Below are 13,329 nucleotides of genomic sequence, written 5' to 3'. Positions count from 1 at the left end.
CGGTTTGCCCGTCCGTGTCCGAGGCCCGTCACTAGGATGGAGCGCATGGTGGGAGCTTCCGACAACGACCGTCTCGTATGGATCGACTGCGAGATGACCGGGCTCGACCTGGCGATCGACGAACTCGTCGAGATCGCCGTCGTCGTGACCGACTTCGAGCTTCGTCCGCTCGACCCCGGGTTCTCGATCGTCATCAAACCCGATGCCTCGGCACTCGCGCACATGAATGATTTCGTAACGGCGATGCACGAGAAGTCCGGGCTGCTGACCGAGATCCCCGAGGGCGTGAGCTTGGCCGAGGCCGAGTTCGAGGCGCTCGAGTACATCCAGCGCTTCGTCCCACTTCAGGGCAAGGCGCCGCTGGCCGGCAATACCATCGGCACAGATCGCATGTTCCTGGCCAAGTACATGCCGCGGGTGGACCGCTGGCTGCACTATCGCAACGTCGATGTGTCCAGCATCAAGGAGCTCAGCAGACGCTGGTACCCCCGTGCCTACATCCATGCCCCAGCGAAGAGCGGCGGCCACCGCGCCCTCGCCGACATCCGCGAATCGATCCTGGAACTGTCCTACTATCGCTCGGCCGTCTTCGTTCCCGAACCGGGTCCGACCAGCGATGGGGCACGTGCCGCGGCGAGCGCTGCCGTTTCGGCGTTCGCCACCGAAGTATGAGAGAATTTTCGGGTTGCCCGCCGCGCGCGGGAGACATGGTGGGTATAGCTCAGTTGGTAGAGCGCGGCCTTGTGGTGGCCGATGTCGCGGGTTCGAGCCCCGTTACTCACCCCAATGGTTGACATGGATGCCGTGGCGTTCGAGGTTCTCGTCACCGACGAACTCGATCGGCTTCCCGACGACATGGTCGACGGCCTCGACAACGTGATCTTCGTGGTGGAGGACCGCCCCGAGGACGGCAGTCTCGACCTCCTCGGCCTGTACGACGGGTGGGCGCTCACCGAGCGCGACCGGTATGGGGCCGGCGAGCTGCCCGACCGCATCATCGTCTACCGCGAGCCGCACCTGGCGACCTGCGACACCGAGGAAGAGCTGCGGGATGAAGTTCACACGACGCTGGTCCATGAGATCGCACACTTCTACGGGATCGACGACGAGCGGCTGCACGACCTCGGGTGGGCATGATGGCCATGCTGGCGAGCCCGGAGCTCGACGAGGAGGTCGGCATCCGTCATGACGAGCAGACGATGCGGCCCTGGCAGACGGTCGTCTGGAACGACCCGGTCAATCTGATGGGCTATGTCACGCATGTCTTCCGTGAGTACTTCGGGTTCGATCGTCCGCACGCAGAGCGACTGATGCTCGCCGTGCACCACGACGGCCATGCCGTCGTCGCAGAGGGCGCGCGCGAGCAGATGGAACTGCACGCCCAGGCCATGCACGACTACGGCCTGTGGGCCACGATCCGACAGGCGCCGCAGTGAACGCGCCGCGCACGGTGATGCTCGAGCTGACCCGGATGGAGGCAGCGCATCTCGCGGGGCTCGTCACGCAGTTCGCCGAACTCCTCGAAGACGCCGAGAGCTCGGCGGGAGACCCCGCGATCGCGCGCCTCGTCCCCGACGCGTACGCCGACGACGCCGAGGCGGCCCAGAACTTCCGCGACATGACCGAGGGCGATCTGCTGGAGCGACGCCGACAGGATGCCGACATGGTGCTCTCCTCGCTCGGCGAGGCGGCGACCCTCCCGGAGGATGCCGAGCCTGGCGACGAGGTGCTGATGGAACTGGTCGAGCTGCGACTCGAGCGCGACGTGCTGCAGGCGTGGCTTCGCGCTCTGGCCGCGATTCGGCTCGTGCTCGCGACGCGCCTCGAGATCCGCAGCGAGGAGGACCACGACGTGGACGACCCGCGGTTCGGCATCTACGAGTGGCTCGGCTACCGCCTCAACGGTCTCGTGCAGGCCGCGTCCGACGACGATTGACGGTTCAGGGAATCGCGAAGACGTGCGTGGCGCGACGCGTCGGCTCGTCGCGGGACAGATGACGTTCCTCCTGCTCGGCCCAGCGCTTCCAGTGCGGACGATAGGTGTCACCGTCCCGGTCCAGCGCGCGGCGCATGCGAGACCGCACCGGCGACTCCAGCCACACTCGGACCTCGCCCAGTCGCGCCGTCGCCGCAGTGAGCAGACCCGAGCCCTCGACGATCAACGGGAGGGACGGATCGACGGCATGGGTCTCAGCCGGCGCCGACGCCTCCCAGTCCCACCGCGCCCAGACTCCATTGAGCCCGCGTGCGTGCGGGACGAGGATCAGCTCGCGTGCCGCCTGGACGCCATCTTCCAGACCGTCCCAGCCGGGGTAGAGCGAATCGAGCGCGACGAGCTGCACTCGCCCGGGCAGGGGCCACCGCGAGACGAGGATGCGAGCGAGCGAGGTTTTGCCGGACCCGCTGCGACCGTCGATGAGAACGACCGGATTCGTGGCCCCGACGCCCGCGACCGACTCCAGTACATGTGATGCGGCGGCCTTGAGCGTGATCGAGACGGGATCGGCGCTATCGCTTGAGGGCGCGGATGACACGGCTCAGCGCACGACCTGCGACCCAGATGAACGGAATCGCCACGGCGAGGGCCGAGACGATGTTCGGTTCGAAGCGCAGGTCGTCCCCCTTGCGGATGTACGCGCCGAGCGGGACGGAGTATCCGCCCCCACCCCCGCCGCCGTTTCCGGACTCATCGGATCCGCCGCCGAATCCGGACCACGCCAGCGCGACCGGGATGATGCGGACGCCGTCGACGTCCATCTGCTCGCCGTAGGCGCTGTGGACGCCGAAGGACGCGGACTGGTTGCCGAGCTCGAGTGCGATGTTGGGCATGCGTCCACGCTACTCGGCGCTGACCGGCATGCCCAGGGCGACGGAGCGGTTCGTGCTCAATCCATGCTCGCCGGGCGCGGATGAGACGGCAGCGTGCCCCCGCCCCGCGCTCCGCCCAGGAGCGTGGCCCGGGTGACCGCACCACGGCCGAATCGGGCGGTGGCATCGTCGAGGGCGCCTTCGACGCGACGCCATTCCTCGTCGTCGTCCCATAGCGTGAGGCCGGCCGCACCGGAAGCTCGGAGCTTCTCGGCACGGATCCCGACCAGACGCACGGGAAGCGGTCGATCGACCGCGTCGAACAGCTCGAGCGCGGCCCAGCCGATCCGCTGACCGACCGCCGTGGGCTCGGGGAGCGTCTGCGAACGACTGATCGTGGTGAAATCGGCGAAGCGCACCTTGATCGCGATCGTCCTTGCCTCCCACCCCTGCATGCGCAGGCGCGCACCGACGCGGTCGGCGAGGCGGCGCAGCTCCGATCGCACCACCGCGGGATCGTCGATGTCGGTAGGGAAGGTCTCCTCGTGGCCGACGCTCTTCTCCACGCGTGCCGTGTCGACACGCCTCGCATCGAGTCCGCGGGCGAGGTGCCAGACGCGCTCCCCCATCGCGACCCCGAGCGCGCGGTCCAAGACGGACCGCGGGGCGTCGAGGATGTCGGAGACCGTGTGGATGCCGCGTGCCTCGAGCGCCTCAGCGGATTTCGGGCCGACGCCCCAGAGTGCGCGCACCGATCGGGGACGCAGGAATGCCTCGGTGTCGGCCTCCGCCACGATGAGCAGACCATCCGGCTTGCTGATCGTCGAGGCCATCTTGGCCACGTGCTTGGTGGCGGCGACGCCGATGCTGCAGGTCAACCCGGTCTCATCGAGCACCCGCTGCCGCAGAGACCGGGCGATCTCGCCGGGTCTCCCCCACAGGCGGCGTGCGCCGCGGACGTCGAGGAATGCCTCGTCGATCGACAGCGGCTCGACGAGGGGGGTCACATCGTGGAAGATGCGCATGACCTCCTTGGACATCGTCAGGTAGCGGTCGAAGTTCGGCCGCACGGTGATCGCGGTGGGACATAGGCGCAACGCCTGACTGACGTTCATCGCCGAGCGGACGCCGAATCGACGGGCTTCGTAGGACGCGCTCGAGACGACGCCGCGTCCTTCGAAGCCTCCGACGATGATCGGCTTACCCTTCAGGGACGGGTCATCGAGCACTTCGACGGACGCGTAGAACGCATCCATGTCGACGTGCAGGATGCCGGTGCCGGTGTCGTCGGCGCCGTCCGACGAGACGATTCGTCCGGTCCCGTCACCACGTCCCATGCGTTGATTCTCTCGCGGACCACGGACAACACCCTCCGACACGACCTATCTGATCTCCCAGCGAATCCCTAGATCCTCCCTGTGCGACTCGCAAGTGATCTCAATACCCTAGGGGGTATCAACATGAAAGGCTGAAATGAACACCACGATTCGCCGACCGATGCTCCTGGCTGCGATTGCGCTCTCCGCAGCAGCATTCGTGGGATGCACGCCCCTCGCTCCGTCCGGAGAAGTGAGCCCCGGGGCCAGCGCTCCGACCGACGCCGCCCCGGCCCCGACTTCTTCCCCGACAGCCGCCGCGACCATCGAGGCGGTGGCTTCGGTGGAGTCCCAGTTGACGTACTTGATCGAGGAGGAGAAGCTGGCCCACGATGTGTACGTCACACTGGGGGACCTCTGGGGTGCCGGGATCTTCGACAGCATCGCGGCGTCGGAGACAACCCACCAGGATCAGGTCGCGGCACTCCTGCCGGCATACGGAGTCCCGGACCCCCGCGTCGACGCCGTGGGCGTCTTCACCGACCCCGCGCTTCAGTCGCTGTACGACGAGCTGATCGCCAAGGGCTCGCAGTCGCTGCCCGATGCCTTGCAGGTGGGAATCACGATCGAGCAGACCGACATCGCCGACCTGACCGAGACGATCGCCACGGCACCCGCCGATGTCGTCATCGTGCTCGAGCGGCTGCTCGCCGGTTCACAGAACCATCTCGCCGCGTTCGAGCGCCAGGCCTGAACGTCAGACCTGACCCGCGCGTTGCAGCACCAGTTCGCGCACGCGCGCGGCATCCGCCTGGCCCTTCATCGCCTTCATGACCGCGCCGATGACGGCGCCGGCCGCCTGGACTTTGCCGTCACGGATCTTCTCGAGGACATCCGGCTGCGCGGCCAGCGCCTCGTCGATCGCGGATACCAGGGCGCCGTCGTCGGAGACGACCGCGAGGCCCCGCTGGTCGATGACCTCCTGCGGAGTGCCTTCGCCGAGGATCACCCCTTCGAGAACCTGCCGGGCGAGCTTGTCGGTGAGTGTTCCGGCGTCGATCAGCGTCTGCAGCGAGGCCACATCGACGGGAGCGACCAGATCTGACGCCTCGCGACCCTGTGCGTTCGCGATGCGGCTGATCTCGCCGGTCCACCACTTGCGAGCGGCGGCGGGCGTCGCTCCGGCTTCGATCGTCGCGGACACTTCGGCGAGCAGCCCGCCGTTGGCGACGTCCTGGAACTCCAGATCGCTGAAGCCCCACTCGGCCTTCAGGCGGCGACGACGCTCGGCGGGAGGCTCGGGCAGCGCCGCTCGAAGCTCGTCGATCAGCTCGGCGGAGGGGACCACCGGCAGCAGGTCGGGCTCGGGGAAGTAGCGGTAATCGTCGGCATCCGACTTGGGGCGACCCGGCGAGGTCGTACCGGTGTCCTCGTGCCAGTGCCGGGTCTCCTGGGTGATCGCTCCCCCGGCCGCGAGGATCGCGGCCTGGCGCCGGATCTCGTAGCGGACGGCCCGCTCCACCGAGCGCATCGAGTTGACGTTCTTCGTCTCGGTGCGGGTTCCGAGCTTCTCCTGCCCGCGCGGACGCAACGAGACGTTCGCGTCGCAGCGCAGGTTGCCGCGCTCCATCTTGGCGTCGGAGATGCCCAGGGAAAGCACGATGTCACGGATCGTCTGCACGTAGGCCTTGGCGATCTCGGGCGCGCGGTGCTCGGCGCCGTAGATCGGCTTCGTGACGATCTCCACGAGTGGTACCCCCGCGCGGTTGTAGTCCACGAGGGAGTACTCGGCGCCCTGGATGCGGCCGGTGGACCCGCCGACATGCGTGAGCTTGCCGGCATCCTCTTCCATGTGGGCGCGCTCGATCGGCACGACGACGCGGGTGCCGTCGGCGAGTTCCACCTCGACGGAGCCTTCGAAGGCGATCGGCTCGTCGTACTGGGAGATCTGGTAGTTCTTGCCCAGATCGGGGTAGAAGTAGTTCTTGCGCGCGAAGCGGCTCGACGGCGCGATCTGGCAGCCGAGGGCGAGCCCGAGCGAGATCGAGTACTTCACGGCCTGCTCGTTCACCACGGGCAGCGAGCCGGGCAGCCCCAGATCGACCGGGGCGAGGTCGGAGTTCGGCTCGCGTCCGAACGAATTCGGGGCAGCCGAGAACATCTTGGTGTTCGTGTTGAGCTCGACGTGCACCTCGAAGCCGAGCACGGGCTCGAACAGCTCGAGCGCCGTGTCGAAGTCCATCAGCTGTGGTGCCTTCTCATGCATCGCCATCAGAGCGCCCCTCCTCGGACGGGAGCTCTGTCCAGCAGCGGTCCGCCCCACGAATCCACCAGCAGCGCTTCGAGCGCCGCGCCCACGCGGTAGAGCAGAGCATCCTGGCGGGCCGGAGCGAGGAACTGGATGCCGACCGGCAGCCCGTCCTCTTCGGCGAGCCCCGACGGGACGGAGATGCCGGGAACGCCCGCCAGGTTGGCCGGAATCGTCGTGACGTCGTTCAGGTACATCTGCATGGGATCGTCGATCTTCTCGCCGAGGCGGAACGCCGTCGTGGGTGCCGACGGCGTGGCGAGCACATCGACCTGCGCGAACGCGGCGTCGAAGTCGCGCTGGATGAGGGTACGCACCTTCTGCGCCGAACCGTAGTACGCGTCGTAGTAGCCCGCAGACAGCGCATAGGTGCCGAGGATGATGCGGCGCTTCACCTCGTCGCCGAATCCTGCGTCTCGGGTCGCGGCCATCACGCTCTCGACGGTCGGCGTGCCCGGGGGCGTGACCCGCAGACCGAACCGCACGGAGTCGAACTTCGCCAGGTTGCTGGATGCCTCGGCCGGGAGGATCAGGTAGTACGCAGCGACGCCGAACTCGAAGTGCGGGGCGCTGATCTCGACGATCTCGGCGCCCTGCGCCTCCATCGACGCCAGAGCCGCGCGGAAAGACGCCGAGACACCGCGCTGGAAGCCGGAGTCGGGCAGCTCGGTGATCACGCCGACCCGCAGACCGCGAAGCACATCGCCGCGCGCTCCCTCGCGCGCCGCGTCGGCGAACGACGGCCACACATCGGTCAGTGAGGTCGAGTCACGGGGGTCATGGCCGCCGATCACGTCGTGGAGAAGTCCGGCGTCCAGCACCGTGCGGGTGACCGGACCGACCTGGTCGAGGCTCGAGGCGAGGGCGATCGCGCCGTAGCGGCTGACTGCGCCGTAGGTCGGCTTGAGCCCGACCGTCCCGGTGACGTGTGCGGGCTGGCGGATGGAGCCGCCCGTGTCGGAGCCGAGCGCGAGGGGCGCCTCGAACGCGGCGACGGCAGCGGCCGAGCCGCCGCCGGAGCCGCCGGGGATCCGGTCGAGGTCCCACGGGTTGTGCGTCGCGCCATAGGCGGAGTGCTCGGTCGAAGAGCCCATCGCGAACTCGTCCATGTTGGTCTTGCCGAGCGGCACCAATCCGGCGGCACGAGCACGCGCGACGACCGTCGCGTCGAACGGCGACATGTAGTTCTCGAGGATGCGCGAGCCGCTCGTGGAGGGCATGTCGGTCGTGACGAGCACGTCCTTGATCGCGAGCGGGACGCCGGCAACGGGCCCGAGCTCCTCGCCGGCGGCACGGCGGCGGTCGATGTCGGCGGCGATGTCGAGCGCGTGGTCGCTGACGTGCAGGAACGCGTGGATGTCGGCATCCACCGCCGCGATGCGGTCCAGATGCGCCTGGGTCGCCTCGACGCTCGACACCTCTCCGGATGCGAGCTTGGCGGCCAGGTCAGCCGCGCTGAGGCGGATGAGTTCGCTCACTGCTCCTCCCCCAGAATCGCCGTGACTCGGAACCGACCGTCATAGGCGTCCGGCGCGTTCTGCAGCGCCTGGGCGAGGGTGAGTGTCTCGCCCACGACATCGGGGCGATAGACGTTCTGCAGCGGGATCGGGTGGCTCGTCGCGGGCACGTCGGGAGTCGCAACCTCGGACACCTTCGCGATGTTGTCGACGATCACGTCAAGCTGTCCGGTGAGGCGTTCGATCTCTTCGTCGCTCAGCTGGATCCGGGCGAGCACGCCGAGATGGCGCACGAGATCAGGGGTGATTTCAGACACTCCCCCAGTCTAGTTGGGCTGCGCGGGGAGCCCCTGCGGGCGGCCACGCGTCAGGCCTGGGCTGTCGGTCCCGATGATCAGGTCGCGATCGTGCTGTCGGCGAAGCCGTCCCGCGCGGCGACGGCGTACGGGTACAGCTCCGCGCTCATGACCCCCGCGGAGACCGCGGGATCGGTCTGCATCACCGCCCGGGCCGTGACCTCATCGGGGGCCTCGAAGATCGTGATGCCGAACGTGCCCTCATCCACCTGAGTGCGCCCGGCGAGGATCAGGATGCCGGCTGCCTTCAGCGCCTGCAGATAGCCGAAGTGCTCCGCGACGACGGCGGACTCCTCGTCGGTCGCAGCGGCGAGCATCTCGGGACGCGTCGGGACGATTCGATAGATCCATTGCGGCATGCGTCGATCATCCCGCGTCCGGCGCGGGCGCGTCGAGCGCAGCGGGACCTTCGGTCACCAGGATCCGGAACTGCGCGGCGTCGATGATCCGCACGCCCAGCTCCTCTGCCTTGCCGAGCTTGGAGCCCGCCCCGGGTCCCGCCGCGACGAAGTCGGTCTTCTTCGAGACGCTGGATGCGGCCTTGCCGCCCGCACTGATGATCGCCTCCTGAGCGCCCTCACGGCTGTACCCCTCGAGTGAGCCGGTCGCGACGATGGTCAGACCCTCGAGTACCCCTCCCGCGGTGGCGGCAGCGCCCGGTCCGGGATGACCCGGGGTGCTCAGCTGGGCACCGGCGGCGCTCCAGCGCTCCACGATCTCGCGATGCCAGTCGACCGTGAACCAGTTCAGGAGCGAGTCGGCGATGATCCCGCCCACACCCTCGACCGCGGCGAGCTCGTCGAAAGATGCGGCGCGGATCGCGTCGACAGACCCGAACCACTGCGCAAGGGCGCGCGCCGCGACCGGCCCCACATGCCGGATGTTGAAGGCGACGAGGAAACGCCACAGCTCCTTGGTCTTGGCGACCTCGAGGTTGGCCAGCAGCTGCGTCGCCGAGGCCGAAAGCACGAAGTCCGCCGAGCCGTCGAACGGACCGTCGGCATGGAAGGCCGGATCGGTCTTCTTGCGCTGACGCCGGAAAGGGGAGCGCGTGTCGGGGGTGCCGTCCTCGAGCAGACGGGGCAGACCGGTCTCGGCATCGCGCACCACGACGTCGATCGGGAACAGAGCCTCGGCCCGCAGATCGAACAGCCCTGCCTCGGTGACCAGCGGAGGGATCTCGGGGCGCACCGGCTGGGTGAGCGCGGCGGCGGAGACCTCACCGAGCCCCTCGATGTCCAGCGCGCCGCGGGAGCCGATGTGTTCGACCCGACCGCGCACCTGTGCAGGGCAGGACCTCGCGTTGGGGCAGCGCAGATCGATGTCGCCCTCTTTGGCCGGTGCGAGCGGGGAGCCGCACTCCGGGCAGTTCAGCGGCATGACGAATGCCCGCTCGGTGCCGTCGCGCAGCTCGACGACCGGACCGAGGACTTCAGGGATCACGTCTCCGGCCTTGCGCACCACCACGGTGTCGCCGATCAGCACGCCCTTGAGCTTGACGATCTCCTGATTGTGCAGGGTCGCCTGGCGCACCACGCTGCCGGCCACGCGCGCGGGCTCCATGACCGCGAAGGGCGTCGCGCGTCCGGTGCGACCCACCGAGACCACGATGTCGAGCAGCTTGGTGTTCACCTGCTCCGGCGGGTACTTGTAGGCGATCGCCCAGCGCGGGGCACGACTGGTCGCACCGAGCTCGTCGTGCAGCGCGAGCTCGTCGACCTTGACGACGATGCCGTCGATCTCGTGCTCGAGATCGTGCCGGTGCACGCCGTAGTGCTGGATGAACTCGTCGGCCGCGGCGGCCGACTCGACGACTCGGAAGTACGCGCTCGTGGGCAGCCCCCATGAGGCCAGGAGCGCGTAGATTTCACTCTGCGTCGAGACCGGCGGATCCGCCCATGCGCCGATGCCGTGCACGGTCATCCGCAGTCGCGACAGGCGCTGGTGCATCGCATCGAGCTGCCGGTCGTTCTTGCCCTCGGTCTTCTGCCGCAGCGACCCGCTCGCCGCATTGCGCGGGTTGGCGAACAGCCGGTCGCCCATCTGCTCCTGGTACGCGTTGAGCGACTCGAAGTCGGCGACGTTGAAGAACACCTCGCCGCGCACCTCGACCAGCGCCGGATGACCCGTGCCGGTCAGGCGATGCGGGATGCCGCCGACCCGCAGCACGTTCTCGGTGACGTCTTCGCCGACACGGCCGTCACCGCGAGTCGCGGCCGTCATGAGCCTGCCGTTCTCGTAGCGCAGCGAGAGGGCGAGCCCGTCGATCTTGAGCTCGCACAGGTAGTGCACCGCCCGGCCGGCATCACGCTCGACCTTGGCGGCCCAGCCGAGGAACTCCTCGGCGCTGAACACGTTGTCCAGGCTGAGCATGCGCTCGGCGTGCTGGACGGGCGCGAACAGCGAACCGGATGCCGCTCCCACCGACAGAGTCGGCGAATCCTGCCCCTGCAGTTCGGGGTGCAGCCGTTCGATCGCCTCGAGCCGCTGCATCCAGTGGTCGTAGGTCGCGTCGTCCACGACCACGGTGTCTCGGCCGTAATACGCGTCGCGGGCCTCGAGGATCAGTTCGATCAGCCGCACAGTCTCGGCGCGTGCGGCCTCCAGCGACAGTTCAGCGAGCTCTACGGGGGTTGCGGCATCCGTCACGCCGGTAAGTTTACGAGCCGCCTGCGACAGCGCCCGGCGCTCTCGCGAGCCTCAGGCCCCTACCGCGACGGCCGAGACGGTGCGGTCGATCGTGAATTGGCCGAGCACCCGCGTGCCGTCGTAGAGCACAGCGGTCTGCCCCGGTGCGACGCCGTCCAGGGGAGTCTCCGGCGTGACCGTCACCCAGCCGTCGCCGAGCATCGCGTGCGCCGGCACCGGCTCCGCATGGGCGCGGATCTGCACATGGCACGCGAAATCGGATGCCGGTGGCGCCTCTCCCGTCCACGTGAAGCGCTCCCCGGCGATCTCGGCGGTCGCCAATGCCTCCTTCGGGCCGACCACGACGGTGTTCGATACGGGTCGCACCTCCAGCACGAAGCGAGGCTTGCCGTCGCTGGCGGGGACTCCGAGAGCGAGCCCGCGTCGCTGGCCGACCGTGAACGCGTGGGCGCCCTCGTGCGAGCCGACGACCGCGCCGGACCGGTCGAGCACGTCGCCCCGCTCGGCGCCGACGCGTTCTGCCAGCCAGCCGCGCGTGTCGCCGTCGGGGATGAAGCAGATGTCGTGGCTGTCGGGCTTTTGCGCCACCGTCAGACCGCGCGCCTCGGCCTCGGCCCGCACGAGCGCCTTGGACGGAGTCTCGCCGAGCGGGAACAGCGTGTGGGCGAGCTGCTCGGCCGTGAGCACACCGAGCACGTAGGACTGGTCCTTGGCCGCATCGCTCGCACGGTGCAGCTCGAGTCCGCCGGTTGCACTCTCGCGCAGGATCGCGTAGTGACCGGTGCAGACCGCGTCGAAGCCGAGGTCGAGGGCCTTCTCGAGCACGGCCGCGAACTTGATCCGCTCGTTGCACCGCATGCAGGGATTGGGGGTTCGACCGGCGCTGTATTCGGTGACGAAGTCCTCGATGACATCGTCGCGGAATCGCTCCGAGAAGTCCCATACGTAGAACGGGATGCCCAGCCTGTCGGCCGCCCGCCGGGCATCCATCGCATCTTCGACGGTGCAGCAGCCGCGGCTGCCCGCGCGCAGCGTTCCGCCGGCGCGGGAGAGCGCCAGATGCACCCCGACCACGTCGTGGCCGGCATCCACGGCGCGCGCAGCGGCGACCGCGGAGTCCACTCCCCCGCTCATCGCCGCCAGCACGCGCATGAGACGAGTCTACGAGCCGATGCTTCCGGCGAGTCTGGCAGCGCCAACCCGGCGCGAGGACAGCCCGGCCGTGCGGGCCCGCTCGTACGCGGACGGAAGCACCGCGATCACTGCGTCCACATCCGCCGCGGTCGTGGTGCGGCCCAGGGTCAGGCGCAGAGCGCTGCGGGCGGCGTCATCGCCGAGGCCCATCGCCCGGACCACGTGCGAAGGCTCCGGCACGCCCGCCTGGCACGCCGACCCGGTCGAGACCGCGATGCCGGCGGAATCCAGCAGCAGCAGCAGGGAGTCGCCCTGTGCACCGGGGAATACGGCGTGGAAGTGGCCGGGCAGACGCTCGGCCCTCGACGCCGACGGGCGCATGCCGGGTATGCGCTCACGAAGACCCGACTCGAGGCGATCGCGAAGCCCGCCGATCCGCGCCGCCTCCTCCTCCAGCTCGGCGACGGCGAGCTCGGCGGCGATCGCGAAAGCGGCCGCGCCCGGCGCGTCCTGCGTCCCGGCACGGATGCCTCGCTGCTGTCCGCCGCCGTGAAACAGAGGCTCCACTCTCGCCTCGCGCGCCACGACGAGGGCGCCGACGCCGACCGGACCGCCCAGCTTGTGCGCGGCGACGCTGAGCGCGACCAGCCCTGCGCTGCTCGAGCCCGACGCGGTGCGCAGCGCCCGGAACGAGAGGGGGACATGCCCGAATGCGCCGACCGCGTCGACATGCAGTGGCACGCCGGCCTCGGCGCAGGCCGCGGATGCCGCCGCCAGCGGCTGCAGCGTGCCGACCTCGTTGTTCGCCGCGAGGAGGGTCGCTGCGGCGGCATCCCCTCCGCCGACGGCACTCTCCCAGGCGCTCAGATCCACGCGCGCGTCGCGATCGACGGGCACGCCCTCCAGATCCGCGACCTCGTGCGCGCTGAGCCAGGCCAGCGTGTCGAGCGTCGCGTGGTGCTCGGCGGTGGGAGCGACGACTGCGGTGCGTCCGGTCATCTCGCGGCGCGCGCGGTACAGCCCGGTGATGCCGAGATTCACCGATTCGGTGCCTCCCGAGGTGAAGACGACTTCGACGGGGTCGCAGTCCAGGGCGGCCGCGAGGCGCTCACGCGCGTCTTCGAGCAGACGGCGTGCGGACTGCCCCGCGCCGTGGATCGACGACGCGTTGCCGACACCCTCCGCCGCGGCGAGCCACGCCTCCCGCGCCTCGGGACGCAGGGGCGTCGTCGCGGCATGGTCGAGGTACACGACCATGGAATTCCCCCACTCCACGTAACCTGACTGACTCACCGCCTTAC

General features: G+C 69.1%; 15 protein-coding genes and 1 tRNA gene. 6 read left to right on the top strand and 10 right to left on the bottom strand.

The genetic code is table 11. From position 1 onward, the window contains the following. Positions 1–45 precede the first annotated feature (45 nt). From orn to QZV84_RS08860, 5 genes are all read left to right on the top strand, one after another. Positions 46–672, top strand: a complete 627-nt coding sequence (orn, locus tag QZV84_RS08880) for an oligoribonuclease (RefSeq protein WP_292828431.1) — start codon at positions 46–48, stop codon at positions 670–672. A 38-nt stretch (positions 673–710) separates the two neighbouring features. After that, positions 711–786 (top strand) — tRNA-His (locus QZV84_RS08875). Beyond that, complete coding sequence (locus QZV84_RS08870) at positions 787–1,137, top strand: metallopeptidase family protein (RefSeq protein ID WP_292828428.1); 351 nt, start codon at positions 787–789, stop codon at positions 1,135–1,137. A gap of 5 nt (positions 1,138–1,142) precedes the next feature. Further along, a complete protein-coding gene (clpS, locus tag QZV84_RS08865) occupies positions 1,143–1,436 on the top strand; it encodes an ATP-dependent Clp protease adapter ClpS (protein ID WP_292828538.1) in 294 nt (97 codons plus the stop codon). Continuing rightward, a complete protein-coding gene (locus QZV84_RS08860; RefSeq protein ID WP_292828425.1) occupies positions 1,433–1,936 on the top strand; it encodes a DUF2017 family protein in 504 nt (167 codons plus the stop codon). Before clpS ends, QZV84_RS08860 begins: the two co-directional genes overlap by 4 nt. A 4-nt stretch (positions 1,937–1,940) precedes the next feature. On the opposite strand, the gene QZV84_RS08855 is transcribed toward QZV84_RS08860, so the two are convergent. The 3 genes from QZV84_RS08855 to dinB are packed head-to-tail and all read right to left on the bottom strand — an operon-like array spanning position 1,941 to position 4,145. Beyond that, positions 1,941–2,534, bottom strand: coding sequence for a hypothetical protein (locus QZV84_RS08855; protein ID WP_292828422.1), 594 nt, complete (start codon positions 2,532–2,534; stop codon positions 1,941–1,943). Then, complete coding sequence (locus QZV84_RS08850) at positions 2,509–2,829, bottom strand: hypothetical protein (RefSeq protein ID WP_292828419.1); 321 nt, start codon at positions 2,827–2,829, stop codon at positions 2,509–2,511. The genes QZV84_RS08855 and QZV84_RS08850 overlap by 26 nt, the downstream gene beginning before the upstream one ends. 56 nt (positions 2,830–2,885) lie before the next feature. Beyond that, positions 2,886–4,145 carry a DNA polymerase IV gene (gene dinB, locus QZV84_RS08845; RefSeq protein WP_292828416.1) on the bottom strand — a complete coding sequence of 420 codons (1,260 nt, stop codon included), beginning with the start codon at positions 4,143–4,145 and terminating at the stop codon, positions 2,886–2,888. A gap of 322 nt (positions 4,146–4,467) precedes the next feature. Here dinB and QZV84_RS08840 point away from each other — a divergent pair, with 322 nt between their 5' ends. After that, positions 4,468–4,878 (top strand): DUF2202 domain-containing protein, encoded by a 411-nt coding sequence (locus QZV84_RS08840; RefSeq protein ID WP_292828413.1) that lies wholly within the window; start codon positions 4,468–4,470, stop codon positions 4,876–4,878. A gap of 3 nt (positions 4,879–4,881) precedes the next feature. Here the strand turns inward: QZV84_RS08840 and gatB are convergent, their stop codons facing one another. The 7 genes from gatB to QZV84_RS08805 all read right to left on the bottom strand — a co-directional run bounded on the left by gatB (position 4,882) and on the right by QZV84_RS08805 (position 13,285). Beyond that, on the bottom strand, positions 4,882–6,390 hold the full coding sequence (gene gatB, locus QZV84_RS08835) for an Asp-tRNA(Asn)/Glu-tRNA(Gln) amidotransferase subunit GatB (protein ID WP_292828536.1): 1,509 nt from the start codon (positions 6,388–6,390) through the stop codon (positions 4,882–4,884). A 5-nt stretch (positions 6,391–6,395) separates the two neighbouring features. Then, positions 6,396–7,910 (bottom strand): Asp-tRNA(Asn)/Glu-tRNA(Gln) amidotransferase subunit GatA, encoded by a 1,515-nt coding sequence (gatA, locus tag QZV84_RS08830; RefSeq protein ID WP_292828410.1) that lies wholly within the window; start codon positions 7,908–7,910, stop codon positions 6,396–6,398. Continuing rightward, positions 7,907–8,206, bottom strand: a complete 300-nt coding sequence (gene gatC / locus QZV84_RS08825; protein WP_292828407.1) for an Asp-tRNA(Asn)/Glu-tRNA(Gln) amidotransferase subunit GatC — start codon at positions 8,204–8,206, stop codon at positions 7,907–7,909. The genes gatA and gatC overlap by 4 nt, the downstream gene beginning before the upstream one ends. A gap of 77 nt (positions 8,207–8,283) precedes the next feature. Continuing rightward, positions 8,284–8,604, bottom strand: a complete 321-nt coding sequence (locus QZV84_RS08820; RefSeq protein WP_292828404.1) for a YciI family protein — start codon at positions 8,602–8,604, stop codon at positions 8,284–8,286. 7 nt (positions 8,605–8,611) lie between these two features. Further along, positions 8,612–10,894, bottom strand: a complete 2,283-nt coding sequence (gene ligA / locus QZV84_RS08815) for an NAD-dependent DNA ligase LigA (RefSeq protein ID WP_292828401.1) — start codon at positions 10,892–10,894, stop codon at positions 8,612–8,614. A 51-nt stretch (positions 10,895–10,945) separates the two neighbouring features. Further along, a complete protein-coding gene (gene mnmA / locus QZV84_RS08810) occupies positions 10,946–12,046 on the bottom strand; it encodes a tRNA 2-thiouridine(34) synthase MnmA (protein WP_292828398.1) in 1,101 nt (366 codons plus the stop codon). Positions 12,047–12,055: 9 nt separating this feature from the next. Further along, the gene (locus tag QZV84_RS08805; RefSeq protein ID WP_292828532.1) at positions 12,056–13,285 is read right to left on the bottom strand and encodes a cysteine desulfurase family protein; all 1,230 of its coding nucleotides are present in this window, start codon (positions 13,283–13,285) and stop codon (positions 12,056–12,058) included. Positions 13,286–13,329: the final 44 nt, after the last annotated feature.

It is taken from the genome of Microbacterium sp., from assembly GCF_011620715.1.
Lineage (GTDB): Bacteria > Actinomycetota > Actinomycetes > Actinomycetales > Microbacteriaceae > Microbacterium.
The sequence above is the reverse complement of the archived record's forward strand: the minus strand, read 5'-3'. Positions and strand labels throughout refer to the sequence as shown.